General features: G+C 59.1%; 37 protein-coding genes. 35 read left to right on the top strand and 2 right to left on the bottom strand.

The window, feature by feature from the left end; all coding sequences use genetic code 11:
- The first annotated feature begins 73 nt into the window (after nucleotides 1-73).
- The 33 genes from fusA (at nucleotide 74) to dsbD (ending at nucleotide 20,587) form a co-directional block, all read left to right on the top strand.
- Nucleotides 74-2,176 carry an elongation factor G gene (fusA, locus tag P3T43_RS24950; protein WP_429283692.1) on the top strand — a complete coding sequence of 701 codons (2,103 nt, stop codon included), beginning with the start codon at nucleotides 74-76 and terminating at the stop codon, nucleotides 2,174-2,176.
- A 47-nt stretch (nucleotides 2,177-2,223) separates the two neighbouring features.
- Nucleotides 2,224-3,414 (top strand): elongation factor Tu, encoded by a 1,191-nt coding sequence (gene tuf, locus P3T43_RS24945; RefSeq protein WP_074262708.1) that lies wholly within the window; start codon nucleotides 2,224-2,226, stop codon nucleotides 3,412-3,414.
- A 127-nt stretch (nucleotides 3,415-3,541) separates the two neighbouring features.
- Nucleotides 3,542-3,853 (top strand): 30S ribosomal protein S10, encoded by a 312-nt coding sequence (gene rpsJ / locus P3T43_RS24940; protein ID WP_006998489.1) that lies wholly within the window; start codon nucleotides 3,542-3,544, stop codon nucleotides 3,851-3,853.
- A gap of 188 nt (nucleotides 3,854-4,041) precedes the next feature.
- Nucleotides 4,042-4,701, top strand: a complete 660-nt coding sequence (gene rplC / locus P3T43_RS24935; protein ID WP_074262707.1) for a 50S ribosomal protein L3 — start codon at nucleotides 4,042-4,044, stop codon at nucleotides 4,699-4,701.
- Nucleotides 4,701-5,321 carry a 50S ribosomal protein L4 gene (gene rplD, locus P3T43_RS24930; RefSeq protein ID WP_074262706.1) on the top strand — a complete coding sequence of 207 codons (621 nt, stop codon included), beginning with the start codon at nucleotides 4,701-4,703 and terminating at the stop codon, nucleotides 5,319-5,321. The genes rplC and rplD overlap by 1 nt, the downstream gene beginning before the upstream one ends.
- Nucleotides 5,318-5,632 (top strand): 50S ribosomal protein L23, encoded by a 315-nt coding sequence (gene rplW / locus P3T43_RS24925; RefSeq protein ID WP_074262705.1) that lies wholly within the window; start codon nucleotides 5,318-5,320, stop codon nucleotides 5,630-5,632. Before rplD ends, rplW begins: the two co-directional genes overlap by 4 nt.
- 2 nt (nucleotides 5,633-5,634) lie before the next feature.
- Complete coding sequence (gene rplB / locus P3T43_RS24920; RefSeq protein WP_429283691.1) at nucleotides 5,635-6,462, top strand: 50S ribosomal protein L2; 828 nt, start codon at nucleotides 5,635-5,637, stop codon at nucleotides 6,460-6,462.
- 10 nt (nucleotides 6,463-6,472) lie between these two features.
- Nucleotides 6,473-6,748 carry a 30S ribosomal protein S19 gene (gene rpsS, locus P3T43_RS24915; protein ID WP_004199273.1) on the top strand — a complete coding sequence of 92 codons (276 nt, stop codon included), beginning with the start codon at nucleotides 6,473-6,475 and terminating at the stop codon, nucleotides 6,746-6,748.
- A gap of 7 nt (nucleotides 6,749-6,755) precedes the next feature.
- A complete protein-coding gene (gene rplV, locus P3T43_RS24910) occupies nucleotides 6,756-7,088 on the top strand; it encodes a 50S ribosomal protein L22 (RefSeq protein ID WP_007180133.1) in 333 nt (110 codons plus the stop codon).
- 11 nt (nucleotides 7,089-7,099) lie between these two features.
- Nucleotides 7,100-7,897: a 30S ribosomal protein S3 gene (gene rpsC / locus P3T43_RS24905; RefSeq protein WP_035554750.1), complete on the top strand. Its 798-nt coding sequence runs from the start codon at nucleotides 7,100-7,102 to the stop codon at nucleotides 7,895-7,897.
- Nucleotides 7,898-7,899: 2 nt separating this feature from the next.
- Nucleotides 7,900-8,316, top strand: a complete 417-nt coding sequence (gene rplP / locus P3T43_RS24900; protein WP_074262702.1) for a 50S ribosomal protein L16 — start codon at nucleotides 7,900-7,902, stop codon at nucleotides 8,314-8,316.
- A gap of 10 nt (nucleotides 8,317-8,326) precedes the next feature.
- A complete protein-coding gene (rpmC, locus tag P3T43_RS24895) occupies nucleotides 8,327-8,521 on the top strand; it encodes a 50S ribosomal protein L29 (RefSeq protein ID WP_007180130.1) in 195 nt (64 codons plus the stop codon).
- Nucleotides 8,518-8,790 carry a 30S ribosomal protein S17 gene (gene rpsQ / locus P3T43_RS24890; protein ID WP_007180129.1) on the top strand — a complete coding sequence of 91 codons (273 nt, stop codon included), beginning with the start codon at nucleotides 8,518-8,520 and terminating at the stop codon, nucleotides 8,788-8,790. The genes rpmC and rpsQ overlap by 4 nt, the downstream gene beginning before the upstream one ends.
- Nucleotides 8,791-9,078: 288 nt before the next feature.
- The gene (rplN, locus tag P3T43_RS24885; RefSeq protein ID WP_006052212.1) at nucleotides 9,079-9,447 is read left to right on the top strand and encodes a 50S ribosomal protein L14; all 369 of its coding nucleotides are present in this window, start codon (nucleotides 9,079-9,081) and stop codon (nucleotides 9,445-9,447) included.
- 9 nt (nucleotides 9,448-9,456) lie between these two features.
- Complete coding sequence (gene rplX / locus P3T43_RS24880; protein ID WP_074262701.1) at nucleotides 9,457-9,765, top strand: 50S ribosomal protein L24; 309 nt, start codon at nucleotides 9,457-9,459, stop codon at nucleotides 9,763-9,765.
- A gap of 17 nt (nucleotides 9,766-9,782) precedes the next feature.
- A complete protein-coding gene (rplE, locus tag P3T43_RS24875; protein ID WP_006052214.1) occupies nucleotides 9,783-10,322 on the top strand; it encodes a 50S ribosomal protein L5 in 540 nt (179 codons plus the stop codon).
- 7 nt (nucleotides 10,323-10,329) lie between these two features.
- Nucleotides 10,330-10,635, top strand: coding sequence for a 30S ribosomal protein S14 (gene rpsN, locus P3T43_RS24870; protein ID WP_074262700.1), 306 nt, complete (start codon nucleotides 10,330-10,332; stop codon nucleotides 10,633-10,635).
- 14 nt (nucleotides 10,636-10,649) lie between these two features.
- A complete protein-coding gene (rpsH, locus tag P3T43_RS24865) occupies nucleotides 10,650-11,045 on the top strand; it encodes a 30S ribosomal protein S8 (RefSeq protein WP_074262699.1) in 396 nt (131 codons plus the stop codon).
- An 18-nt stretch (nucleotides 11,046-11,063) separates the two neighbouring features.
- Entirely contained in the window at nucleotides 11,064-11,594 is a 531-nt protein-coding gene (rplF, locus tag P3T43_RS24860; RefSeq protein WP_090695789.1) for a 50S ribosomal protein L6, read from the top strand.
- A gap of 12 nt (nucleotides 11,595-11,606) precedes the next feature.
- Complete coding sequence (rplR, locus tag P3T43_RS24855) at nucleotides 11,607-11,972, top strand: 50S ribosomal protein L18 (RefSeq protein WP_006052218.1); 366 nt, start codon at nucleotides 11,607-11,609, stop codon at nucleotides 11,970-11,972.
- Between the two features lie 14 nt (nucleotides 11,973-11,986).
- The gene (rpsE, locus tag P3T43_RS24850) at nucleotides 11,987-12,505 is read left to right on the top strand and encodes a 30S ribosomal protein S5 (protein WP_091019634.1); all 519 of its coding nucleotides are present in this window, start codon (nucleotides 11,987-11,989) and stop codon (nucleotides 12,503-12,505) included.
- Between the two features lie 11 nt (nucleotides 12,506-12,516).
- Entirely contained in the window at nucleotides 12,517-12,699 is a 183-nt protein-coding gene (gene rpmD / locus P3T43_RS24845) for a 50S ribosomal protein L30 (protein WP_007180126.1), read from the top strand.
- Nucleotides 12,700-12,728: 29 nt separating this feature from the next.
- Nucleotides 12,729-13,163: a 50S ribosomal protein L15 gene (gene rplO / locus P3T43_RS24840; RefSeq protein WP_074301421.1), complete on the top strand. Its 435-nt coding sequence runs from the start codon at nucleotides 12,729-12,731 to the stop codon at nucleotides 13,161-13,163.
- A 46-nt stretch (nucleotides 13,164-13,209) separates the two neighbouring features.
- On the top strand, nucleotides 13,210-14,556 hold the full coding sequence (gene secY / locus P3T43_RS24835; RefSeq protein WP_429283690.1) for a preprotein translocase subunit SecY: 1,347 nt from the start codon (nucleotides 13,210-13,212) through the stop codon (nucleotides 14,554-14,556).
- An 8-nt stretch (nucleotides 14,557-14,564) separates the two neighbouring features.
- Complete coding sequence (gene infA, locus P3T43_RS24830) at nucleotides 14,565-14,783, top strand: translation initiation factor IF-1 (protein ID WP_004521905.1); 219 nt, start codon at nucleotides 14,565-14,567, stop codon at nucleotides 14,781-14,783.
- A gap of 20 nt (nucleotides 14,784-14,803) precedes the next feature.
- On the top strand, nucleotides 14,804-14,920 hold the full coding sequence (gene rpmJ, locus P3T43_RS24825; RefSeq protein ID WP_004199844.1) for a 50S ribosomal protein L36: 117 nt from the start codon (nucleotides 14,804-14,806) through the stop codon (nucleotides 14,918-14,920).
- Between the two features lie 41 nt (nucleotides 14,921-14,961).
- Nucleotides 14,962-15,327: a 30S ribosomal protein S13 gene (gene rpsM, locus P3T43_RS24820; protein ID WP_012434566.1), complete on the top strand. Its 366-nt coding sequence runs from the start codon at nucleotides 14,962-14,964 to the stop codon at nucleotides 15,325-15,327.
- A gap of 28 nt (nucleotides 15,328-15,355) precedes the next feature.
- Entirely contained in the window at nucleotides 15,356-15,760 is a 405-nt protein-coding gene (rpsK, locus tag P3T43_RS24815) for a 30S ribosomal protein S11 (protein WP_006052224.1), read from the top strand.
- A gap of 154 nt (nucleotides 15,761-15,914) precedes the next feature.
- Nucleotides 15,915-16,538, top strand: a complete 624-nt coding sequence (gene rpsD, locus P3T43_RS24810) for a 30S ribosomal protein S4 (protein WP_429283689.1) — start codon at nucleotides 15,915-15,917, stop codon at nucleotides 16,536-16,538.
- Nucleotides 16,539-16,662: 124 nt separating this feature from the next.
- Nucleotides 16,663-17,640, top strand: a complete 978-nt coding sequence (locus P3T43_RS24805; RefSeq protein WP_429283688.1) for a DNA-directed RNA polymerase subunit alpha — start codon at nucleotides 16,663-16,665, stop codon at nucleotides 17,638-17,640.
- 173 nt (nucleotides 17,641-17,813) lie between these two features.
- Nucleotides 17,814-18,206 carry a 50S ribosomal protein L17 gene (gene rplQ, locus P3T43_RS24800; protein ID WP_074262693.1) on the top strand — a complete coding sequence of 131 codons (393 nt, stop codon included), beginning with the start codon at nucleotides 17,814-17,816 and terminating at the stop codon, nucleotides 18,204-18,206.
- 157 nt (nucleotides 18,207-18,363) lie between these two features.
- The gene (gene cutA, locus P3T43_RS24795) at nucleotides 18,364-18,696 is read left to right on the top strand and encodes a divalent-cation tolerance protein CutA (protein WP_429283687.1); all 333 of its coding nucleotides are present in this window, start codon (nucleotides 18,364-18,366) and stop codon (nucleotides 18,694-18,696) included.
- Nucleotides 18,689-20,587: a protein-disulfide reductase DsbD gene (gene dsbD, locus P3T43_RS24790; protein WP_429283686.1), complete on the top strand. Its 1,899-nt coding sequence runs from the start codon at nucleotides 18,689-18,691 to the stop codon at nucleotides 20,585-20,587. Before cutA ends, dsbD begins: the two co-directional genes overlap by 8 nt.
- Before the next feature lie 49 nt (nucleotides 20,588-20,636).
- Here dsbD and hemB read toward each other — a convergent pair whose 3' ends face one another.
- Both hemB and yihA read right to left on the bottom strand, forming a co-directional pair.
- Nucleotides 20,637-21,635: a porphobilinogen synthase gene (gene hemB, locus P3T43_RS24785; protein WP_429283685.1), complete on the bottom strand. Its 999-nt coding sequence runs from the start codon at nucleotides 21,633-21,635 to the stop codon at nucleotides 20,637-20,639.
- A 248-nt stretch (nucleotides 21,636-21,883) separates the two neighbouring features.
- On the bottom strand, nucleotides 21,884-22,549 hold the full coding sequence (gene yihA, locus P3T43_RS24780; RefSeq protein WP_429283684.1) for a ribosome biogenesis GTP-binding protein YihA/YsxC: 666 nt from the start codon (nucleotides 22,547-22,549) through the stop codon (nucleotides 21,884-21,886).
- 202 nt (nucleotides 22,550-22,751) lie between these two features.
- On the opposite strand from yihA, the gene P3T43_RS24775 reads away from it, so the two are divergent.
- Together P3T43_RS24775 and P3T43_RS24770 are read left to right on the top strand one after the other, a co-directional pair.
- On the top strand, nucleotides 22,752-23,405 hold the full coding sequence (locus P3T43_RS24775) for a c-type cytochrome (RefSeq protein ID WP_429283683.1): 654 nt from the start codon (nucleotides 22,752-22,754) through the stop codon (nucleotides 23,403-23,405).
- Nucleotides 23,406-23,532: 127 nt separating this feature from the next.
- A complete protein-coding gene (locus P3T43_RS24770; protein WP_429283682.1) occupies nucleotides 23,533-25,740 on the top strand; it encodes a cytochrome c biogenesis protein ResB in 2,208 nt (735 codons plus the stop codon).
- The last annotated feature ends 3 nt before the right edge of the window (nucleotides 25,741-25,743 follow it).

Below are 25,743 nucleotides of genomic sequence, written 5' to 3'. Positions count from 1 at the left end.
AAAGCGCCTCGCCCGTTTGTGTTACAGCGCGATGGGTATTTCTCGCATCGCGTTATCCCCATAGAGGATCAAAGTGGCTCGCAAGACACCTATCGAGCGCTACCGCAACATCGGTATTAGCGCTCACATCGACGCCGGCAAAACGACGACGACCGAGCGCATTCTGTTCTACACCGGCGTGAACCATAAGATTGGCGAAGTTCACGACGGCGCTGCCACCATGGACTGGATGGAGCAGGAGCAGGAACGCGGCATTACCATCACGTCCGCTGCAACCACGGCCTTCTGGAAAGGTATGGCCGGCGACCGCGCTGAGCACCGTATCAACATCATCGACACCCCGGGCCACGTTGACTTCACGATTGAAGTCGAGCGCTCGATGCGCGTGCTCGACGGTGCGTGCATGGTTTACTGTGCAGTGGGCGGCGTGCAGCCCCAGTCGGAAACCGTGTGGCGCCAGGCCAACAAGTACAAGGTTCCCCGTCTCGCGTTCATCAACAAGATGGACCGTACCGGCGCGAACTTCTTCAAGGTCTACGACCAGCTCAAGCTGCGTCTGAAGGCCAACCCGGTTCCGGTCGTGGTGCCTATCGGCGCTGAAGAAACGTTCACGGGCGTGGTCGATCTGCTGAAGATGAAGGCGATCATTTGGGACGACGCGTCCCAGGGCACCAAGTTCTCGTACGAAGAAATTCCGGCAGAACTCGTCGACTCGTGCAACGAATGGCGCGAAAAGATGGTCGAAGCTGCGGCTGAGTCGAACGAAGAACTGATGAACAAGTACCTCGAAGAGGGCGAACTGTCCGAAGAGGAAATCGTCAAGGGTCTGCGCGACCGTACGATCGCTTGCGAAATTCAGCCGATGCTGTGCGGTACGGCATTCAAGAACAAGGGCGTGCAACGGATGCTGGACGCCGTGCTCGATTTCCTGCCGTCGCCGATCGACATCCCGCCGGTTACCGGCGAGCTGGAAAACGGTGAGAAGGGTGAGCGCCGCGCTGCTGACGACGAAAAGTTCTCGGCATTAGCATTCAAGATCATGACCGACCCGTTCGTCGGCCAGCTGATTTTCTTCCGTGTGTACTCGGGTGTGGTGAATTCGGGCGACACGGTGCTGAATGCGACGAAGGACAAGAAGGAACGTCTGGGTCGTATTCTGCAGATGCACGCAAACCAGCGCGAAGAAATCAAGGAAGTGCGCGCGGGCGACATCGCCGCTGCGGTCGGCCTGAAGGATGCAACGACCGGCGACACGCTGTGCGATCCGCAAAGCCCGATCGTGCTGGAACGCATGATTTTCCCGGAACCGGTGATTTCGCAGGCTGTTGAGCCGAAGACGAAGCCCGACCAGGAGAAAATGGGTCTGGCGCTGAACCGTCTGGCTCAGGAAGATCCGTCGTTCCGCGTGCAAACGGACGAAGAATCGGGTCAAACCATTATTTCGGGCATGGGCGAGCTCCACCTCGAAATTCTGGTTGACCGGATGAAGCGTGAATTCGGCGTCGAAGCAACGGTTGGCAAGCCGCAGGTTGCCTACCGCGAAACGATCCGCGGCAAGGCGGAAGACGTTGACGGTAAGTTCGTCAAGCAGTCGGGTGGTCGCGGCCAGTACGGCCACGCGGTCATCACGCTCGAGCCGAACGAACAAGGCAAGGGCTACGAGTTCCTGGACGAAATCAAGGGCGGTGTGATTCCGCGTGAATACATTCCGGCAGTCGACAAGGGTATCCAGGAAACGCTGAAGGCTGGCGTGCTGGCAGGCTTCCCGGTCGTTGACGTGAAGGTTCACCTGACGTTCGGTTCGTACCACGATGTTGACTCGAACGAAAACGCGTTCCGCATGGCCGGATCGATGGCGTTCAAGGAAGCAATGCGCAAGGCGAACCCGGTCATCCTCGAACCGATGATGGCTGTGGAGGTCGAAACGCCGGAAGACTACATGGGCAACGTGATGGGCGATTTGTCGGGCCGTCGCGGTATTGTCCAGGGCATGGAAGACATGATTGGCGGTGGCAAGATCGTTCGCGCCGAAGTGCCGCTGTCGGAAATGTTCGGCTACTCCACTTCGCTGCGTTCGCTGAGCCAAGGTCGTGCAACGTACACGATGGAGTTCAAGCATTACTCGGAAGCACCGCGCAACGTGTCGGAAGCAATCATCAACGCGAAGTCGAAGTAAGCGCGCGGCAAGTCAATCAACGATTAACTTTTTGAAAGAAGAGAAACATGGCTAAAGGTAAATTCGAACGGACCAAGCCGCACGTGAACGTCGGCACGATCGGTCACGTTGACCACGGCAAGACCACGCTGACGGCAGCGATCACGACGGTGCTGACCGCGAAGTTCGGCGGCGAAGCGAAGGCGTATGACCAGATCGACGCGGCGCCGGAAGAAAAGGCGCGCGGCATCACGATCAACACCGCGCACGTCGAGTACGAAACGGCGAACCGCCACTACGCACACGTCGACTGCCCGGGCCACGCTGACTATGTGAAGAACATGATCACGGGCGCGGCACAGATGGACGGCGCAATCCTGGTGTGCTCGGCCGCTGACGGCCCGATGCCGCAAACGCGTGAGCACATCCTGCTGGCGCGTCAGGTTGGCGTTCCGTACATCATCGTGTTCCTGAACAAGTGCGACATGGTGGACGACGCTGAGCTGCTGGAACTGGTCGAGATGGAAGTTCGCGAACTCCTGTCGAAGTACGACTTCCCGGGCGACGATACGCCGATCATCAAGGGTTCGGCCAAGCTGGCGCTGGAAGGCGACAAGGGCGAGCTGGGTGAAGTGGCAATCATGAACCTGGCCGACGCGCTGGACACGTACATCCCGACGCCGGAGCGCGCAGTTGACGGTGCGTTCCTGATGCCGGTGGAAGACGTGTTCTCGATCTCGGGTCGTGGCACGGTGGTGACGGGTCGCGTTGAGCGTGGCGTGGTGAAGGTCGGTGAGGAAATCGAAATTGTCGGTATCAAGCCGACGGTGAAGACGACCTGCACGGGCGTGGAAATGTTCCGCAAGCTGCTGGACCAGGGTCAGGCAGGCGACAACGTGGGTATCCTGCTGCGCGGCACGAAGCGTGAAGACGTGGAGCGTGGCCAGGTTCTGGCGAAGCCGGGTTCGATCAACCCGCACACGCACTTCACGGCTGAAGTGTACGTGCTGAGCAAGGACGAAGGCGGTCGTCACACGCCGTTCTTCAACAACTACCGTCCGCAGTTCTACTTCCGTACGACGGACGTGACGGGCTCGATTGAGCTGCCGAAGGATAAGGAAATGGTCATGCCGGGCGACAACGTGTCGATCACGGTGAAGTTGATCAACCCGATCGCGATGGAAGAAGGTCTGCGTTTCGCTATCCGCGAAGGTGGTCGTACCGTCGGCGCAGGTGTCGTTGCCAAGATTCTCGAGTAAAATCGAGGGTTCGAGGTTGCAGTAAATGGTACCCGGGATCGGGTACTCGCCCTCAGCGGGCGCCCGATCCTACGTTCTTTTTATATTTGGCGGTGCAATATCGCCTCGCTCTTTCCAAGGAATTGTCATGCAGAACCAGAAAATCCGCATTCGTCTGAAGGCTTTCGACTATCGCCTGATCGATCAATCGGCAGCTGAGATCGTCGACACGGCGAAGCGGACTGGCGCAATCGTTCGTGGTCCGGTGCCCCTGCCGACCCGCATTCAGCGTTTCGACATCCTGCGTTCGCCGCACGTCAACAAGACGTCGCGCGACCAGCTCGAAATTCGCACGCACCAACGCCTGATGGACATCGTCGATCCGACGGACAAGACCGTCGACGCACTGATGAAGCTCGATCTGCCGGCTGGTGTGGACGTGGAAATCAAGCTGCAATAAGGCTTTGCGGCGATGCCCGGTCTGCCGGGCGTCGCTAAGTCATTGATTGCTTGCGGAAAACGAAAAGCCTCGCTATAATAGTGGGCTTTTCGCGCATTTGCGCAAAAAAGTCGGCGTGTTTCGGTTTGAAAAACGCCGGCATTTTGTAAATTAGCCCCGACCAATCGCAGTCGGGAATGGAGAAAACGATGAGCCTTGGACTCGTAGGTCGCAAGGTTGGCATGACCCGTATCTTTACGGCTGAAGGGGATTCGATTCCCGTCACCGTTCTGGACGTGTCCGACAACCGCGTGACGCAGATCAAGACTGTGGAAACCGACGGCTACACAGCCGTGCAGGTTGCATTCGGTACGCGCCGTGCATCGCGCGTGACGAAGCCGCTGGCGGGTCATCTCGCCAAAGCCGGTGTGCAAGCCGGTGAAATCCTCAAAGAATTCCAGGTTGATGCCGCTAAGGCTGCCGAGCTGTCGAACGGCGCCGTCGTGGGTCCCGACCTGTTCGAAGTGGGCCAGAAGGTCGACGTGCAAGGCGTGTCGATCGGTAAGGGCTACGCCGGTACCATCAAGCGTTACAACTTCGCATCTGGCCGTGCATCGCACGGTAACTCGCGCTCGCACAACGTGCCGGGTTCGATCGGTATGGCGCAGGATCCGGGTCGTGTTTTCCCGGGTAAGCGCATGACCGGTCACATGGGTGACGATACGGTAACCGTGCAAAACCTCGAAATCGCTCGTATCGACGCCGACCGCAAGCTGTTGCTGGTCAAGGGTGCCGTGCCGGGTGCTAAGGGCGGCAAGGTTTTCGTGACGCCGGCCGTGAAGACGCGCGCCGTGAAAGGAGCGAAATAATGGAACTTAAGCTCCTGAATGCCAATGGTCAGGAAGGCGCAGCTGTTAGCGCGTCGGACGTCGTGTTCGGCCGTGATTACAACGAAGCCCTGATTCACCAGGTTGTGGTGGCCTACCAGGCTAACGCACGTAGCGGTAACCGCGCGCAGAAGGATCGTGAGCAAGTCAAGCACACGACCAAGAAGCCGTGGCGTCAAAAGGGTACGGGTCGCGCCCGTGCCGGTATGTCGTCGAGCCCGTTGTGGCGCGGCGGTGGCCGTATCTTCCCGAATTCGCCGGAAGAAAACTTTTCGCACAAGGTTAACAAGAAGATGCATCGCGCAGGTCTCTGCTCGATCTTCTCGCAGCTGGCTCGCGAAGGCCGCATCTCGGTGGTTGACGAGCTGACGCTCGAAGCGCCGAAGACGAAGCTGCTGGCCGAAAAATTCAAGGCGATGGGTCTCGAATCCGTGCTGGTGATTACCGACACGGTTGACGAAAACCTGTACCTCGCGTCGCGCAACCTCGCCCATGTGGCAGTTGTCGAGCCGCGTTACGCCGACCCGCTGTCGCTGATCTACTTCAAGAAGATCCTGATCACGAAGGCTGCGGTCGCCCAGATCGAGGAGTTGCTGTCATGAGCGAGATTCGCAAGAACGATCATCGTTTGATGCAGGTCCTGCTCGCGCCGGTGATCTCCGAAAAGGCGACGCTGGTGGCCGACAAGAACGAGCAGGTTGTGTTCGAAGTCGCGCCGGATGCCACGAAGCAGGAAGTGAAGGCCGCTGTTGAGCTGATGTTCAAGGTGGAAGTCGATTCCGTCAATGTGCTGGTCTCGAAGGGCAAGGCAAAGCGCTTTGGTCGCTTCATGGGCAAGCGCAAGGACGTGAAGAAGGCCTACGTCTGCCTGAAGCCCGGTCAGGAAATCAACTTTGAAGCGGAGGCCAAGTAATCATGGCAATCGTTAAAGTTAAGCCGACTTCGCCGGGTCGCCGTGCGATGGTCAAGGTGGTTAACAAGGAACTGCATAAGGGCAAGCCGTACGCACCGCTGCTCGATTCGCAGTCTTCGACCGCCGGCCGTAACAACAACGGCCACATCACCACGCGCCATAAGGGCGGTGGTCACAAGCATCACTACCGTGTCGTCGATTTCCGTCGCAATAAGGACGGCATTGCGGCAAAGGTCGAGCGTCTTGAGTACGATCCGAACCGTAGCGCGAACATCGCGCTGGTTCTGTACGCAGACGGCGAGCGCAAGTACATCATTGCTCCGAAGGGTGTGACGGTTGGCCAGCAGTTGATGTCCGGTTCGGAAGCCCCGATCCGCGCAGGCAACACGCTACCGATCCGCAACATTCCGGTCGGTACGACGATCCATTGCATCGAAATGCTGCCGGGCAAGGGCGCGCAAATGGCGCGTTCGGCTGGCACGTCGGCGATGCTGCTGGCTCGCGAAGGCATCTACGCACAGGTCCGCCTGCGCTCCGGTGAAATCCGCCGCGTTCACGTTGAATGCCGCGCGACGATTGGTGAAGTTGGCAACGAAGAGCATAGCCTCCGTCAAATCGGTAAGGCTGGCGCAAACCGCTGGCGCGGTATCCGCCCGACGGTGCGTGGCGTTGCAATGAACCCGGTCGATCACCCGCACGGTGGTGGTGAAGGCAAGACGGCTGCAGGTCGCGACCCGGTGAGCCCGTGGGGCACGCCGACGAAGGGTTATCGTACCCGCAGCAACAAGCGCACGACGAGCATGATCGTCCAGCGCCGTCACAAGCGTTAAGGAGTAGGCAATGGCACGTTCTGTAAAAAAAGGTCCGTTCTGCGACGCCCATTTGCTGAAGAAAGTTGAGGCGGCTGCAGCTTCGCGTGACAAGAAGCCGATCAAGACATGGTCGCGTCGTTCCACGATTCTGCCGGATTTCATCGGTCTGACGATTGCTGTGCACAACGGCCGTCAACACGTTCCGGTGTACATCTCGGAAAACATGGTCGGCCACAAGCTTGGCGAGTTCGCATTGACCCGGACGTTCAAGGGTCACGCGGCCGACAAGAAGGCTAAGAAATAAGGGGCTCATGATGGAAGTGAAAGCAATTCATCGCGGTGCCCGCATCTCGGCGCAGAAAACGCGCCTTGTGGCTGACCAGATCCGCGGTTTGCCGGTCGACAAGGCGCTGAACGTTCTGACGTTCTCGCCGAAGAAGGCTGCGGGAATCGTGAAAAAGGTCGTGCTGTCGGCGATCGCGAATGCGGAGCACAACGAAGGCGCCGATATCGATGAGCTCAAGATTACGAGCATCTACATCGACAAGGCTGCCTCGCTCAAGCGTTTTACTGCGCGCGCTAAAGGCCGTGGTAACCGCATTGAGAAGCAATCCTGTCACATCACTGTGACGGTCGGGAACTAAGGGGTCATACGATGGGACAGAAAATTCATCCGACTGGCTTCCGTTTGGCCGTCAGCCGCAATTGGGCGTCGCGTTGGTACGCGAACAACAACAATTTTGCGGCGATGTTGCAGGAAGACATCGGTGTTCGTGAATACCTGAAGAAGAAGCTGAAGAACGCTTCGGTTGGTCGCGTCGTTATCGAGCGTCCGGCGAAGAACGCGCGCATCACGATTTACAGCTCGCGTCCGGGTGTGGTCATCGGTAAGAAAGGCGAGGATATCGAACTGCTGAAGTCGGAACTGCAACGCCGCATGGGCGTTCCGGTCCACGTCAACATCGAAGAAATCCGCAAGCCGGAAACCGATGCGCAACTGATCGCCGATTCGATCACGCAACAGCTCGAGCGCCGGATTATGTTCCGCCGCGCGATGAAGCGTGCGATGCAAAACGCAATGCGTCTGGGTGCTCAAGGCATCAAGATCATGAGCGCTGGCCGTCTGAATGGCATCGAAATTGCCCGTACGGAGTGGTACCGCGAAGGTCGCGTACCTCTTCACACGCTGCGCGCTGACATCGACTACGCAACTTCGGAAGCGAAGACGACGTACGGCATCATCGGCGTGAAGGTGTGGGTCTACAAGGGTGATACGCTCGGCCGCAACGACGCACCGGTGGTTGAAGAAGTCGCCGAAGAAAAGCGTCCGCGCCGTAACGCACGTCCGGGTGGTGATCGCCGTCCGCGTCGCGATGGTGAAGGTGGCGGTCCGGCAGGTGCACGCCGTGGCGCCCCCCGTCGTGCTGGCGGTGACGGGAAGACTGGAGAATAACGATGCTGCAACCGAAACGCAGAAAGTATCGCAAAGAGCAGAAGGGTCGTAACACCGGCATCGCTACCCGCGGCAACGCGGTGTCGTTCGGTGAATACGGTCTGAAGGCTATCGGTCGTGGTCGTTTGACCGCGCGCCAGATTGAAGCGGCGCGTCGTGCAATGACCCGTCACATCAAGCGTGGTGGCCGTATCTGGATCCGCATCTTCCCGGACAAGCCGATCTCGCACAAGCCGGCTGAAGTACGTATGGGTAACGGTAAAGGTAACCCTGAGTACTACGTCGCAGAGATTCAACCGGGCAAGATGCTGTACGAAATGGACGGCGTAACCGAAGAACTGGCACGCGAAGCGTTCCGTCTGGCTGCAGCGAAGCTGCCGCTCAAGACGACCGTTATCGTTCGTCAGCTCGGCGCCTAAGGAGCAAATGATGAAGGCTTCCGAACTTCACCAGAAAGATCAGGCCGCGCTCAACAAGGAGCTGTCGGACCTGTTGAAGGCGCAATTCGGCCTGCGCATGCAACTCGCGACCCAGCAGCTCACGAACACGAGCCAGCTGAAGAAGGTTCGTCGCGATATCGCGCGTGTGCGGACCGTCCTGACTGAGAAGGCGAACCAGAAATGAACGATAGCGTAAAAACCTCGCTCAAGCGGACGCTGGTCGGCAAGGTCGTCAGCAACAAGATGGACAAGACGGTCACCGTGCTGGTTGAGCACCGCGTGAAGCACCCGATCTACGGCAAGTACGTTGTGCGTTCGAAGAAATACCATGCGCACGACGACGCGAACACGTACAACGAGGGCGACCTCGTTGAAATCCAGGAAACGCGTCCGATTTCTAAGACGAAAGCTTGGGTTGTGGCTCGCCTGGTTGAGGCTGCTCGCGTCATCTGACGCAACAAGTTGTAGAAGTAGTTGAGTTCGCAGTAAGTTTCGCTTGCAAGACCGGGATTATTTGTTATAATCTCGGTCTTCCCTCTTTGTGGGAGCCCCGTCGCGGGCGAAGTTGGTGGGGGAAGCGGTTCAGGCGCCAGTCTGTTCCGAAGGATTCACCGGATTGCGATGGCGGGTTTCGTTTGCCGTCGCTGCTGTTCTAACCCAAGCAGCCGATTGGCTGACGGGACCAAGACTGACCGGGTGCGCCATGGTGGTGTGACCGGATTAAGTTGGGAAAGATAAACCATGATCCAGACCGAAACTCGGCTTGAAGTGGCCGACAACACGGGTGCGCGTGAAGTCATGTGCATCAAGGTGCTCGGCGGCTCGAAGCGTCGTTATGCCAGCATTGGCGACATCATCAAGGTGACCGTCAAAGAAGCAACGCCGCGCGGGCGCGTGAAGAAAGGCGAAATTTATAACGCCGTGGTGGTTCGCACCGCCAAGGGCGTTCGTCGTCAAGACGGTTCGCTGATCAAGTTCGATGGCAACGCCGCTGTGTTGTTGAATGCCAAGCTCGAACCTATTGGCACCCGTATTTTCGGGCCTGTCACGCGCGAGTTGCGTAGCGAACGATTTATGAAGATCGTTTCGCTGGCACCGGAAGTGCTGTAAGGAGTCGCGATGAACAAGATTCGCAAAGGTGACGAAGTTATCGTCATCACCGGCAAGGACAAGGGCAAGCGCGGCATCGTGCTGTCCGTTGGCGAGAACCATGTGACGGTCGAGGGTATCAACCTCGTCAAGAAGCATGTCAAGCCAAACCCGATGAAGGGTACGACGGGCGGCGTGGAAGCCAAGACGATGCCGCTGCAAATTTCGAACGTCGCATTGGTCGACGCGAATGGCAAGGCATCGCGTGTAGGCATCAAGGTCGAAGGAGACAAGAAAGTCCGTTTCCTTAAGACGACCGGTGCTGAGCTGAGCGCCTGACGCTGCGGAGTAATAAAATGGCTCGTTTGCAAGAGTTTTACAAAGAAAAGGTTGTACCCGGCCTCATCGAGAAGTTCGGTTACAAGTCCGTGATGGAAGTGCCGCGCATCACCAAGATCACCCTGAACATGGGTCTTGGCGAAGCGGTTGCTGACAAGAAGATCATCGAAAACGCCGTTGGCGACCTGACGAAAATCGCAGGCCAGAAGCCGGTGATCACGAAGGCACGCAAGGCAATCGCTGGCTTCAAGATCCGTCAGGGCTACCCGATCGGTGCAATGGTCACATTGCGTGGTCAGGCGATGTACGAATTTCTGGACCGTTTCGTGACGGTTGCGCTCCCCCGTGTGCGTGACTTCCGTGGCGTCTCGGGTCGTGCGTTCGATGGTCGCGGCAATTACAACATCGGTGTGAAAGAGCAGATCATTTTCCCCGAAATCGACTACGACAAGATCGACGCACTGCGTGGGCTGAACATCAGCATCACGACGACTGCGAAGACCGACGACGAAGCAAAGGCTCTGCTCGCCAGCTTCAAGTTCCCGTTCAGAAACTGAGGTTACCGTGGCTAAACTGGCACTGATCGAACGTGAAAAGAAGCGTGCTCGCCTCGCTGCAAAGTACGCTCCCAAGCGTAACGAGTTGAAGGCGATCATTGGCGATATGAGCAAGTCGGACGAAGAGCACTACGCAGCCCGTCTTGAACTGCAACAACTGCCGCGCAACTCTAATCCGACCCGTAAGCGCAACCGTTGCGCAATTACTGGTCGCCCACGTGGCACGTTCCGTAAATTCGGGCTGGCGCGTAACAAGATTCGCGAAATCGCGTTCCGCGGCGAGATCCCTGGCCTGACCAAGGCGAGCTGGTAATAGGAGAAACGTAAATGAGCATGAGTGATCCTATCGCCGATATGCTGACTCGCATCCGCAATGCGCAGATGGTTGAGAAGGTTTCGGTGCAAATGCCCTCGTCGAAAGTGAAGGTTGCGATCGCGCAGGTCCTGAAGGACGAAGGCTATATCGACGATTTCGCAGTGAAGTCTGAAGGTGCGAAGTCGGAATTGAACATCGTGTTGAAGTACTACGCTGGCCGTCCGGTGATCGAGCGCATTGAACGCGTCTCGAAGCCTGGTCTGCGTGTGTACCGCGGCCGTAACGACATCCCCGTGGTCATGAATGGCCTCGGCGTGGCAATCGTGTCGACGCCGAAGGGCGTGATGACGGACCGCAAGGCGCGCGCTACGGGCGTTGGCGGCGAAGTCATCTGCTACGTCGCTTAAGGCCGAAAGGAGAGAAACATGTCTCGAGTAGGTAAAAGCCCGATCGCGCTGCAAGGCGCAGAAGTGGCCCTGAGCGACGAACGCATCACCGTCAAGGGTCCACTGGGCACGATTACGCAAGCTGCAAACCGCCTCGTGAAAGTGGTGAACGACAACGGCACGCTGAAGTTCGAGCCCGTTGACGAAAGCCGTGAGGCGAACGCGATGTCGGGCACGATGCGCGCACTCGTTGCGAACATGGTGAACGGCGTGACGAAGGGTTTCGAGCGCAAGCTGACGCTGGTTGGCGTCGGTTACCGCGCACAAGCGCAAGGCGACAAGCTGAACCTGTCGCTGGGTTTCTCGCACCCCGTGGTGCACCAGATGCCGGAAGGCGTCAAGGCTGAAACCCCGACGCAAACCGAAATCGTGATCAAGGGGATCAATAAGCAACAAGTTGGCCAGGTCGCTGCAGAAGTGCGCGGCTATCGCCCCCCGGAGCCCTACAAGGGCAAGGGTGTGCGTTACGCCAACGAGGTTGTGATCCTCAAAGAAACGAAGAAGAAGTAAGGGTGCGCAATCATGGATAAGACTCAATCTCGCCTGCGCCGCGCTCGTCAGACGCGTATCAAGATCGCTGAGCTGCAGGTCGCGCGTCTCGCCGTGCATCGCACGAACACGCACATTTATGCGCAAGTGTTCTCGCCGTGCGGCACCAAGGTGCTGGCCAGCGCGTCGACGCTCGAAGCCGAAGTGCGTGCTCAACTGGCTGATCAAACGGGCAAGGGCGGCAACGTCGCTGCTGCTACGCTGATCGGTAAGCGCATTGCAGAAAAGGCTAAGGCTGCCGGCATCGAATCCGTCGCCTTCGACCGTTCGGGTTTCCGTTACCACGGCCGCGTGAAAGCGCTGGCTGATGCGGCGCGCGAAGCCGGACTCAAGTTCTAAGGGAAGAATTCGTCATGGCAAAGATGCAAGCGAAAGTTCAGGCTGACGAACGCGACGACGGCCTGCGCGAAAAGATGATTTCGGTCAACCGCGTGACCAAGGTTGTGAAGGGCGGCCGGATTCTCGGTTTTGCCGCACTGACCGTGGTTGGCGACGGTGATGGCCGCGTCGGTATGGGCAAGGGCAAGGCAAAGGAAGTGCCGGTCGCTGTTCAGAAGGCGATGGAACAGGCCCGCCGCAACATGTTCAAGGTACCGCTCAAGAACGGTACCCTGCAACACGAAGTGCACGGTAAGCACGGCGCATCGATGGTCCTCCTCGCTCCGGCGAAGGACGGTACCGGCGTGATCGCTGGCGGTCCGATGCGCGCCGTGTTCGACGTGATGGGCGTGCAGAATGTGGTGGCCAAGAGCCACGGTTCGACGAACCCGTACAACCTCGTTCGTGCAACGCTCGACGGCCTGCGCAAGCAGTCCACGCCGGGCGACATCGCGGCGAAGCGTGGCAAGTCCGTCGAAGAAATTCTGGGCTAAAGGTGGACACCATGTCTGATAAAACTGTGAAGGTTCAGCTCGTCAAGAGCCTGATCGGGACCCGCGAAACGCACCGTGCTACGGTGCGTGGCTTGGGCCTGCGTCGACTCAACTCGGTTAGCGAGTTGCAAGACACGCCGGCTGTGCGCGGCATGATCAACAAGGTTTCGTACCTCGTTAAGGTCATCAGCTAAGCGGCTGACCCGGACTCAAGGAGTTGATAATGGAATTGAATAACCTGAAGCCGGCCGAAGGCTCGAAGCACGCAAAGCGTCGCGTGGGTCGTGGTATCGGTTCGGGCCTCGGCAAGACGGCTGGCCGTGGTCACAAGGGTCAAAAGTCGCGTTCGGGCGGCTTCCACAAGGTTGGCTTCGAAGGCGGTCAGATGCCGCTGCAACGTCGCCTGCCGAAGCGGGGCTTCACCTCGCTGACGAAGGAATTCGTCGGTGAAGTGCGTCTGTCGGATCTGGAAAAGCTGCCGGTCGACGAAATCGATCTGCTGGCCTTGAAGCAAGCCGGCCTGGTCGGTGAGCTGATCAAGAGCGCCAAGATCATCGCGACGGGCGAGCTGAAGCGCAAGATCGTTGTAAAGGGTCTGGGTGCGACGAAGGGTGCGCGCGCTGCGATTGAAGCAGCTGGCGGCTCCTTTGCCGAGTAACGTGCAAGTCGTTTGCCGTCACTAGCATTTGCATCGGAGAAGGTACTTGGCTAACAGCCCGAGTCTCGCAAAACCCGGTCGAAGCGCGGCGAAGTTTGGCGATCTGCGTCGGCGTGCAGTATTTCTGCTGCTGGCGCTGGTCGTCTACCGCATCGGCGCGCATATTCCGGTTCCGGGTATCGATCCGGACCAACTGGCAAAGCTGTTCCAAAGCCAGTCGGGTGGCATCCTTGGCATGTTCAACATGTTCTCGGGTGGCGCACTTTCGCGGTTCACGATTTTCGCGCTTGGGATCATGCCGTACATTTCGGCGTCGATCATCATGCAGTTGCTGGCGATCGTCTCGCCGCAAATGGAAGCGCTGAAGAAGGAAGGGCAGGCGGGGCAACGTAAGATCACGCAGTACACGCGAATCTTTACGGTCCTGCTGGCAACGTTCCAGGCGTTCGGCATTGCCGTCGCGCTTGAGAATCAGCCTGGCCTGGTGATCGATCCGGGTATGGTGTTCCGGCTGACAACGGTCGTAACGCTGGTGACCGGCACGATGTTCCTGATGTGGCTGGGTGAGCAGATCACGGAACGCGGGCTTGGTAACGGTATCTCGATCATTATTTTCGGCGGGATTGCAGCGGGTTTCCCGAACGCAATCGGCGGTCTGTTCGAACTGGTGCGAACCGGTTCGATGGGTCCGGTCTCGGCGATTATCGTGGTTGCACTGATTGCTGCTGTGACGTATCTGGTGGTGTTCATTGAACGCGGCCAGCGCAAGATCCTCGTGAACTATGCGAAGCGGCAAGTCGGTAACAAGATTTACGGCGGGCAGTCGTCACATCTGCCGCTGAAGCTGAACATGTCGGGTGTGATTCCGCCGATCTTTGCATCGTCGATCATTCTCTTCCCGGCAACTATCCTGAACTGGTTTAGTTCGGGGTCGCGTAACAGCTGGTTCGCAGACACGCTGCACAACGTGGCTGAGGCACTTAAGCCTGGTCAACCGGTGTATGTGTTGTTGTACGCGTTGGCGATCGTCTTCTTCTGCTTCTTTTACACCGCACTGGTGTTTAACAGCAGGGAAACGGCCGACAACCTGAAGAAGAGCGGCGCTTTCGTCCCAGGTATTCGCCCGGGCGATCAGACGGCTCGATATATCGACCGCATCCTCACGCGTTTGACGCTGGCTGGTGCGATCTACATCGTGTTCGTGTGTCTGCTGCCCGAATTTCTGGTGCTGCGCTGGAACGTGCCGTTTTATTTTGGTGGAACGTCGCTGCTGATCATTGTCGTCGTCACAATGGATTTCATGGCGCAGGTGCAGTCGTACGTTATGTCGCAACAGTATGAATCGCTGCTGAAGAAAGCCAATTTCAAAGGCGGCGGCGTCCCGATGCGTTGAAAGGACTTATGGCCAAAGACGATGTGATCCAGATGCAGGGTGAAGTCATCGAGAACCTGCCTAATGCTACCTTCAGGGTGAAGCTGGAAAACGGCCATGTCGTATTGGGACACATATCCGGCAAGATGCGGATGCATTACATCCGAATCCTGCCGGGCGACAAGGTGACGGTTGAGTTGACGCCTTACGATCTGTCGCGTGCGCGGATCGTGTTCCGGGCGAAGTGATTTGAAAAAAGGGTAATATCATGAAAGTGATGGCATCGGTTAAGCGCATTTGCCGCAATTGCAAGATCATCAAGCGCAAGGGCGTTGTGCGCGTGATTTGCAGCTCTGATCCGCGCCACAAACAGCGTCAAGGCTGAACGCCGCGCTTTTGCTTGCGCTTTTTGTTTGAGGAAAAACAATGGCTCGTATCGCAGGGGTTAACATCCCGAATCACCAGCATACCGAAATTGGCCTGACGGCAATTTACGGTGTTGGCCGCACGCGCTCGCGCGACATTTGCGTCGCTGCTGGTGTGGCATTTTCGAAGAAGGTCAAGGACCTGAACGACGCAGACCTCGAAAAGCTGCGTGAAGAAGTCGGCAAGTTCATCGTTGAAGGCGATCTTCGCCGTGAAACGACGATGAACATCAAGCGGCTGATGGATCTCGGCTGCTATCGTGGCGTGCGTCACCGTAAGGGCTTGCCCCTGCGTGGCCAACGCACGCGTACGAATGCCCGTACGCGCAAGGGTCCGCGTCGTGCAGCGCAATCGCTGAAGAAGTAAGCGGAACTGACAGTTACAGGAAAACGTAATGGCTAAGGCTTCGAACAACTCCGCGGCGCAACGCGTTCGCAAGAAGGTCAAGAAGAACGTCGCCGAGGGCGTGGTTCACGTTCACGCGTCGTTCAACAACACCATCATCACGATCACCGATCGTCAAGGCAATGCACTTGCCTGGGCGACGTCGGGTGGTCAGGGCTTCAAGGGTTCGCGTAAATCGACCCCGTTTGCAGCCCAGGTGGCAGCCGAATCGGCTGGCCGCGTGGCGATGGAATACGGCGTAAAGAACCTCGAAGTGCGGATCAAGGGCCCGGGCCCTGGCCGTGAGTCCGCGGTGCGCGCGTTGCATGGTCTTGGCATCAAGATCACCGCGATCTCCGACGTGACGCCGGTGCCGCATAACGGCTGCCGTCCGCCGAAGCGTCGTCGTATCTAAGACGCTTGTTTCGCTAGCGCCTGTTGCCGCCGGGTTATGTGCCGGCGACGACGGGCTGCTTGCGTTATTGAATTGACTAAGCCCACCGTTCGACCCAAAGGGTTCGGACTAGCGTGAACGCGAGTTTGCGTGATCAATCATAGAAGGAATCAACGTGGCACGTTATATCGGCCCTAAGGCCAAGCTGTCCCGCCGTGAAGGCACTGACCTCTTCCTGAAGAGCGCCCGTCGTTCGCTCGCTGACAAGTGCAAGCTTGACAGCAAGCCTGGCCAGCATGGCCGCACCTCGGGTGCCCGTACGTCCGACTACGGCACGCAGCTGCGCGAAAAGCAAAAAGTGAAGCGCATCTACGGTGTGCTCGAACGCCAGTTCCGCCGTTACTTCGCTGAAGCTGACCGTCTCAAGGGCAACACGGGTGAAAACCTGCTGCAATTGCTCGAGTCGCGTCTCGACAACGTCGTGTATCGCATGGGCTTCGGCTCGACACGCGCTGAAGCGCGTCAGCTCGTGAGCCACAAGGCGATCGCGGTGAACGGCGTGGTGTCGAACATCCCGTCGATGCAAATTAAGGCGGGTGACGTAGTCGCTGTCCGCGAACAGTCGAAGAAGCAAGCGCGTATCGTCGAAGCGCTGTCGCTGGCTGAGCAAGGTGGTCTGGCAAGCTGGGTCGCTGTCGATTCGAAGAAGTTCGAAGGCACGTTCAAGTCGAAGCCGGAACGCAGCGATATCGCTGGCGATATCAACGAAAGCCTGATCGTCGAATTGTATTCGCGGTAATCGGATTGACGGCCGGGGCACCCTGATTGCGATGCGCAAGGGGGCGCCTCGGCTGTTTATTTTCAGGTTGTTACCGGTCAGCCTTATCGGTGTAACGAGCCGAGGGTATTGAAAAGGAAAACCTATGCAAACCAGTTTGTTGAAGCCCAAGATCATCGCTGTTGAATCGCTTGGTGAGAGCCACGCGAAAGTGGTCATGGAACCGTTTGAACGCGGTTACGGCCACACCTTGGGTAATGCGCTCCGGCGCGTGCTGCTGTCGTCGATGATCGGCTACGCGCCGACCGAAGTGACGATCGCAGGCGTTGTTCATGAGTATTCGACGCTCGACGGTGTGCAAGAGGACGTAGTCAACCTGCTGTTGAACCTGAAGGGCGTAGTGTTCAAGCTGCACAACCGTGACGAAGTGACGGTTACGCTGCGCAAGGAAGGCGAAGGCGTTGTTACTGCTGGCGATATCGAACTCGCGCACGACTGCGAAGTCATCAATCCGGATCACGTGATTGCGCATCTGTCGAAGGGCGGCAAGCTCGACGTGCAGATCAAGGTCGAAAAGGGCCGTGGTTATGTGCCGGGTAATGTGCGTCGTTACGGTGAAGAGTCGGCCAAGATCATCGGCCGTATCGTCCTGGACGCGTCGTTCTCGCCGGTTCGCCGCGTGAGCTACGCCGTTGAAAGCGCGCGCGTCGAGCAACGTACCGACCTCGACAAGCTCGTGATGAACATCGAAACCAACGGTGTGATTTCGCCGGAAGAAGCGATTCGCCAATCGGCGCGCATTCTGGTCGATCAGTTGTCGGTGTTCGCTGCTCTGGAAGGCACGGAAGCTACGGCTGAAGCGCCGTCGCGTGCGCCGCAGATCGATCCGATCCTGCTGCGTCCGGTGGATGATCTCGAACTCACGGTTCGCTCCGCGAACTGCCTTAAGGCCGAGAACATTTACTACATCGGCGACCTGATCCAGCGCACGGAAAACGAGTTGCTGAAGACGCCGAATCTGGGCCGCAAGTCGTTGAACGAAATCAAGGAAGTACTGGCGTCGCGTGGTTTGACGCTCGGCATGAGGCTCGAAAACTGGCCGCCGGCTGGGCTGGACAAGTAATCGGGTCGTCATCCGGGACGAAAGTCACCGCTGCATGACTGGCATAGACGCGGATTTTCCTTTAAAATCCGCGTCTTGCCTTTTTTCACTACCGGCCCGTGCACTTGCAACCCCCTGGGTTCGCCGAGCGCGATAGAAGAGCTGGACCAAAACTTTGAATCGAAGGAATTGAAATGCGTCACCGTCATGGTCTGCGGAAACTGAACCGCACGAGCAGCCACCGTCTGGCAATGCTCCGTAACATGTCCAACTCGTTGATCGAGCACGAAGTCATCAAGACGACGCTGCCGAAGGCGAAGGAACTCCGTAAAGTCGTCGAGCCGCTGATCACGCTCGGCAAGAAGCCGTCGCTGGCAAATCGTCGTCTGGCGTTCAACCGTCTGCGCGATCGTGACTCGGTCTCGAAGCTGTTCGACGTGCTGGGCCCGCGCTTTGCAAACCGTCCGGGTGGCTACCTGCGCATCCTGAAGTTCGGTTTCCGCGTTGGCGACAATGCACCGATGGCACTGGTCGAGTTGATGGACCGTCCGGAAGTCGAAGAAGTTGAAGTGCAAGAAGCTGAATAAGCTTCGTGCATCGGCGGAAAAGCCAGGCAAATGCCTGGCTTTTTTGTTTGCGGCGACGCCTGGCTGCACGGTAGCCGCAGGCCAGGCGACCGTCAGCGGTTAAGCAACTGCGGTGATACGATAGCGGCAACACTGTCCCACCTCGCCGGAGCGGTCTGTGAGTTCGAATGTGACGTTGATCCTGACAACGGTGCCCGACGCGGACACGGCGCAGAAGCTCGCAACTCAGGTGCTCGATGCACGTCTTGCTGCATGTGTCAGCCAGCAAGGCGTCGTGCACTCGACCTATCACTGGCAAGGCAAGCTCGAGTCAGCTGACGAGATTCAAGTCCTGTTCAAGACGAGTATTGCGCGGGCGCTCGAACTCGAGCAGTTCATCCAGAAGCACCATCCTTACGACACGCCTGAAATCCTCTGCTGGCAAGCCACCGCATCGGCGGCCTACGGCCAGTGGGTCATTGCTGAAACTCAACGCCCAGTTCATGTTTAACGCTCTGTATCGACGGGGGCGCGGTACGCTGCGCGCGGCCGCTCTGTTCGTCTCCTGCCTGCTGGTTATCCTGATGTCCGCCGGCGTGGCGCACGCTGACGACGATTTTCTCGATCCGGCCGTCGCCTTCAAGTTCAACGCCACTGAACAGCCCGGGGAAGTCGTCGTTCACTACAAGATTGCTGACGGCTACTACATGTATCGTGAGCGCTTTGCGTTCGCGACCCGCAACGGCACCGTGACGATCGGCGATCCGAAATTGCCCGCTGGTCACATCAAGTTCGATCAAACGTTCGGGAAAAATGTCGAGACTTACCGCAACGAATTGACGATCCACATTCCGGTGAAGCAGGCCGCAGGTCCGTTCGATCTGGCCGTGACGTCTCAGGGCTGCGCGGACGCGGGAATCTGCTATCCGCCAATGGAGCGCGTCTACCATGTCGAGGGCGCCGCACTGCACCCGGCGAGCGCGAGTCCTGCCCCGGCGACGGCGGTCGCACCGGCGACACCAAACGGCGCCGCCGATACGTCTTCATGGTACGAACGCACGACCAGCGCCGACTATGCGCAATCGCTGCTGCAAGGCGGCAGCTTCTTCGCGATCGTGGGTGTTTTCTTTGTCGTGGGCGCGGTGCTGAGTTTGCTGCCGTGTTCGTATCCAATGATCCCGATCCTGTCGGCAATCATCATCGGTGAAGGCGCGCGCGTCACGCGCGGGCGGGGCTTCGCGCTCTCGCTCGCGTATGTGATCGGGATGGCGCTGGTCTACACCGTACTCGGGGTCGCAGCCGCCTTGGTCGGCCAAAGCCTTGGCGCGTGGTTGCAGAATCCCTGGGTTTTGGGCGCATTCGGCGTGCTGCTGAGCGCGTTCGCCGTGACGCTCATCGCGGGTTACGACATCGCGTTGCCCCAACGCTGGCAGGACGGGGCGTCGCGTGCGTCGCAAGGGCGCTCTGGGGGCAAATTCGCGGCCGTGGCGGCGATGGGCGCGTTGTCGGCGTTGGTGGTTGGCGCGTGCATGACGGCGCCGCTATTCGCCGTCCTGGCGTTTATCGCGCACACTGGCAATGCCGCATTGGGCGGCGCCGCGCTGTTCTCGATGGGGATCGGCCTGGGCGTGCCCTTGCTGATCATCGGCCTCGGTGCCGGGACATTTCTACCGCGCGCCGGTGTCTGGATGGATGGAGTGAAGGTCTTTTTCGGCGTGGTGCTGCTCGCCGCCGCGCTGTGGATCGTCTGGCCGGTGCTGGGTCCGGTCGCGCAGATGCTGCTAAGCGCGCTATGGCTGCTGATCGCGGCGGCGGCGTTGGGCCTGTTCTCGCCTCCGGCGGGCCCGAGTTCGGTCTGGCGCCGGCTGGGCCGCGGGCTGGGCGTCGCGCTGACAATCTGGGCTGCGGTGCTGCTGGTGGGGCTTGCCGCCGGCTCGTCGGACCCGCTAAAGCCGCTCGCGGTACTTGCCGCGCGCAGCAGCAGTGGCGCCAGCGCGGCCGCAAGCCCGTCAGCCGGATCGGATACCACGTCAGCCGATAGCCTGACCTTTGCACCGGTGCGTTCGTCCACCCAACTCGATCAGGCCGTGAAAACCGCCGCCCAGCCAGCCATGCTGGACTTCTATGCCGACTGGTGCGTGAGCTGCAAGGAAATGGAGAAATTCACCTTCAGCGACCCGCGCGTGCATGCCCGGCTGCAGCAACTCAACCTGCTGCGCGCGGATGTCACGGCCAATAACCCGGATGACCAGGCGTTGCTGAAACGTTTCAAGCTTTTTGGGCCGCCGGGCATCATTTTTTTCGATCACAGCGGCGCCGAGGTGCTACGCGTGGTGGGCTACGAGTCGGCCGATACGTTCCTGCATAGTCTCGACCGGCTTTCCACGCCGCCCCAGTCGTAGCCGTGACGCCGTGTAACCGCGAGGCGCACTAGCGGCGCCTCGCAACCCACTACTTCTGCGCCCGCAAAATCCGCGCAGCATCCAGCGCGAAGTAGGTCAGCACGCCATCCGCGCCGGCCCGCTTGAACGCCAGCAGTGATTCCATCATCGCCTTGTCGTGATCGAGCCAGCCGTTCTGTGCCGCGGCTTTCAGCATGGCGTACTCACCGCTCACCTGATAGACGTACGTCGGAAAGCGGAATTCGTCCTTCACGCGCCGGAGGATATCCAGATACGGCATGCCCGGCTTGACCATCACCATGTCAGCGCCTTCCTCGATGTCCGCGCGCACTTCGCGCAGCGCCTCATCGGAGTTGGACGGGTCCATCTGGTAGGTCATCTTGTTGCTCTTGCCGAGGTTCGTCGCAGAACCGACGGCATCGCGAAATGGACCGTAGAACGCCGAGGCAAACTTGGCCGAATAGGCCATGATCCGCGTGTGGATGTGATCCTCACTCTCGAGCATCTCGCGGATCGCGCCAATACGCCCGTCCATCATGTCCGACGGCGCGACGATGTCGACACCCGCTTCGGCTTGCGAGCGCGCCTGCTCGACGAGAATATCGATGGTCGCGTCGTTGATGACATAGCCCGTTTCGTCGAGCACGCCGTCCTGGCCGTGGCTCGTGTACGGATCGAGCGCGACGTCGGTGAGCACGCCCAGGTCAGGGAAACGCTTCTTCAGTTCGCGGACGGCACGCGGAATCAGTCCCGCTTCATTGGTGGCCTCGCGGCCGTCCGGAGTCTTCAGCGACGGCTCGATCACCGGAAACAGCGACAGCACCGGCACGCCCAGTTCGACGCACTGCTCGGCCACGCCCATCAGCAGATCGACCGAGACACGCTCGACACCCGGCATCGACGGTACGGCTTGCCGCACGTTGGTGCCTTCGATGACGAACACCGGGTAGATCAGATCGTTGGTAGTGAGGATGTTTTCGCGCATGAGGCGGCGCGAGAAGTCGTCGCGGCGCATGCGGCGCGGACGGTGATGCGGATAGAAGCTCATATCGAATGTCTTGAATATCGTGGAGATGACAAAAACACCTGCCTCCGCCTGTCGGAAACTCTTTTCGAGACAATGGTATATCATACCGATCGAGCAAGGCGCGTAGCGCTGACCTCCCCGCTTCTCCTCCCTGAGCGGGTGCCTGTCGTTTTTTCGATTAGGCTGTTTGGCCCGCCGTCTGTAGCGGCGGGTTTTTTTATGGGCGCGCGAAATAGGGCTGGGACAGGCGCCCGGCGGTGTTCAAGCGCTTATCCGGCGGTGGCCTGTTCGTCCGAACCGTCCGTGTCTTTGGGGATCAGCCAGCCTTCGATCAGCTCGTGTGCCTCGTCGAGGCCGACCCGCTTGAGGGCCGAGAACAGCTGGGCGGTCAATTCGCCCTGGTAGCCGGCCGCGCGATATTCAGCCAGACCTTTTTGGGTGGCGCGCAAGGCGTTGATGCTCTCCTGCCGTGTCAATTTGTCGCACTTGGTCAGCAGGGTATGGATCGGCTTGCCGGTCGGCGCGAACCACTCGATCATCGTGCGGTCCAGGTCCGTCAGCGGCCGACGCGAATCCATCATCAGAATCATGCCGCGCAGTTGCGAGCGCGATTGCAGGTAGCTCGACAGCAGCGCCTCCCAGTGCGCCTTGGCCGCACCCGGCACTTCCGCGTAACCGTAACCCGGGAGATCCACCAGATGCGCGACGGGTTCGGCGGCGGGCCCCACCGAAAAATAGTTGATGTGCTGCGTGCGGCCCGGCGTCTTACTGGCAAACGCAAGACGCTTCTGGTTGCACAGCAGATTGATGGCCGTCGACTTGCCCGCGTTCGAGCGTCCAGCAAAGGCAATTTCGGGTTGCGGGGTCGCCGGCAGATCACGCAGGTGATTGACGGTCGTAAAGAAGCGGGATTGGTGAAGCAGGAAGGAAGACATGGGGGAACCAGGATATGAGACGCCGGGGAACCCGGAGTGGGGACGGGTCAAGCCCGACTGGCGTCTAAGCGATTAGCGAGTTATTGTACAATACGATGGTTTACTGAAAACCTGAGGGGCCAGCGCGCGTGCCTCTGCGGCAGATTGGTCGCCGTCGTTTTGCAGAACCTCTAATTCCCACAAGACGAACCAGGGTGTGCGAATGAATCGACTGTGCAAAGCTCTGATGGTGTTTCAAGTAGCGGCAGGTCTTTCAGTTTTAGCAGTTCAGGCGCGAGCAGCAGATCCGGGAAAACCGGACATCAATCGGGGGCAAGCAATTGCGACGCAGGTTTGCGCGTCGTGTCACGGTGCCGACGGCAATAGCGCTGGCGGGGCGTATCCCAAGCTGGCAGGCCAGCATCCCGAATATCTCGTCAAGCAACTGATGGATTTCAAAACCCAGCCAGGCGCCAAACAACCCGCTCGCAATAATGCGATTATGGCGGCCATGGCCGCGCCGCTGTCCAATCAGGACATGGTCAACGTCGCAGCGTATTTCGCGGCGCAGACACCGAAGCCGGGTTACGCACACAACAAGAACACCGTCCCGTTAGGGGAAAAGATTTATCGTGCCGGCAATGCCGCGACGGCCGTGCCGGCGTGTGCGAGTTGCCACGGGCCCACCGGTCAGGGGATTCCTGTGCAGTATCCGCGCTTGTCCGGACAGTGGGCAGAATATACGGTTGCGCAATTGAACGCGTTCACCCAGGGCCCAGGCGCGCGCAACAATAGCGACCCGATGCATACTATTGCATCGCGGCTGTCGGATAGCGATATCAAGGCCGTGGCCGATTACATCGCGGGCTTGCACTAGGAAGTCCGCATACAAGTGCAGCCGGCCTCACCAGGCCGGTGAAAAACAAGAAAAGGGTGATGGCGTCGTGCGCTTCATGCGTCAGCGGCGGCCGTTCACCCTTTTTTGCTGTTCTGTCGGAGTGTGAATGAGCGTCACCACGTCGGGTATTGAAATCAAGTCGGGCCAGCGGCCCTTTCGTCGGGCCGTCGAGTTGTGGAGTTCGATGCGGTTTGCGATCGCGCTGCTAGTGATCCTGTCGATTGCCAGCATTATCGGCACCGTCCTCACCCAGGACGACCCGTATCCCAACTACGTCAATCAGTTCGGTCCTTTCTGGGCAGACATCTTCCGTTCGCTGAGCCTGTACACCGTGTACAGCGCGTGGTGGTTCATGCTGATCCTGGGCTTTCTGATGGTGTCGGTGTCGCTGTGCGTGATCCGCAACGCGCCGAAGATGATCGCCGACATGAAAAGCTGGAAGGACAAGGTGCGCGAATCGAGCCTGCGCGCTTTCCATCACAAGGGCGAGTTTGCGGTGAGCGGCACACGTCAGGAGGCGACCGCCACGCTAGCGAAACTGTCGGGCCGGCTCGGCTACAAGTTCGTGACGCGTGAATCGGACGGCGCCACGCTGATCGCCGCCAAGCGCGGCGCGCTCACCAAGCTGGGTTATATCTCCGCTCACCTTGCGATCGTCATCATCTGCCTGGGTGGTCTGCTCGACAGCAATCTGCCGATCAAGCTGCAGATGTGGATGTTCAACAAGACGCCAATCAACAGCAACACGGTCATCAACGACATTCCGCCAGAGCACCGTCTGTCGGAATCGAATCCGACCTTCCGCGGTTATGCGTGGGTGCCGGAAGGCGAGCATGTCTCGACGGCGATTCTCAACCAGCCAAACGGTTCGCTGATTCAGGACCTGCCGTTCTCGATCCAGTTGAACAAGTTCATCGTTGACTATTACTCAACGGGCATGCCGAAGCTGTTCGCGAGCGACATCGTCGTGATCGATCACCGAACCGGCGAGAAGATTCCGGCGCGCGTCGAAGTGAACAAGCCGTTCGAGTACGACGGCGTATCGATCTACCAGTCGAGCTTCCAGGATGGCGGCTCGCAGATGCAGATGACGGCCTATCCGATGACCGGCGTCAGCGCGAAGGCCGCGCCATTCGGCGGCACGATCGGCAACTCGGCGCCGTTGGGCAATGCCGTGCCCGGCGCCGACGGCCAGACCATCGAATTTGCCGACTTCCGCGCCATCAACGTCGAAAATATCTCGAACGGCAGCGGTACGAACGACGCCCGCGGCGTCGCCCATCAGACGCTGAAGGAAGCCTTCGACGAACGGCTCGGTTCGGGTGCCAAAACCTCGAAGCCGCTCGATCTGCATAACGTCGGCCCCTCGGTGCAGTACAAGGTGCGCGGAAAGGACGGCCAGGCGCGCGAATACAACAACTACATGCTGCCGGTCGAGGTGGGCGGTGAGAAGATGTTCCTCGCCGGCATGCGCGTCAATCCGGACGACGCATTCCGCTATCTGCGCATTCCCGCTGACCAGGGCGGCACGGTCAAGGAATGGATGAACCTGCGCGCCACGCTGGAGAATCCGGCCATGCGCACCGCCGCGGCGCACCGTTTTGCGCAGCGCTCGGTGCCGTCGTCCAACGCGGAACTGCAGCAGCACCTCGAGGAGAGCGCGCTGCGTGTGTTGACGCTCTTTGCCGGAGGCGACAGCAGCGTCGGCATGATGCAGGGCGGTCAGAATATCGGCGGCTTCCAGGCCATCGCCGCATTCATTGATCACTCGGTGCCGAAGGGCGAGCAGGAAAAGGCGGCCTCGCTGCTGCTGCGCATGCTCGAAGGGTCGACATGGGACCTGTGGCAATTGGCCCGTGAGCAGGCCGGCGAGCCCGATGTAGCGCCGTCGGCGGACACGAGCCTCTTCATTCAGAGCTCGATTAACGCCATTTCCGACAGCTTTTTGTATGGTTCGCCGGTCTATTTACAACTTGACTCATTCAGGCAGGTGCAAGCTTCGGTATTTCAGTTGACGCGCGCGCCGGGCAAAAAAGTCGTGTATCTTGGCAGCCTGCTCCTCGTATTGGGCATCTTCTCGATGTTCTACGTCCGCGAACGCCGCCTGTGGTTCTGGATTAAAGATACCGGTCACGGTACGAACGTCGTGATGGCAATGTCGAGCGCGCGCAAGACGTTCGACTTCGACAAGGAGTTTGCTCAGACGCGCGATACTGTCGGTGCTACGCTGGGTGCTACTCCCACCGACGCGACCGACAAGGCTGGCGCCTCCGGCGCCGCACCGTCCGCAGGCTCACAGGATTCGACCCGGTAAGAT

This window comes from Paraburkholderia sp. GAS41 (assembly GCF_050436545.1).
Classification (GTDB): domain Bacteria; phylum Pseudomonadota; class Gammaproteobacteria; order Burkholderiales; family Burkholderiaceae; genus Paraburkholderia.
The sequence above is the reverse complement of the archived record's forward strand: the minus strand, read 5'-3'. Positions and strand labels throughout refer to the sequence as shown.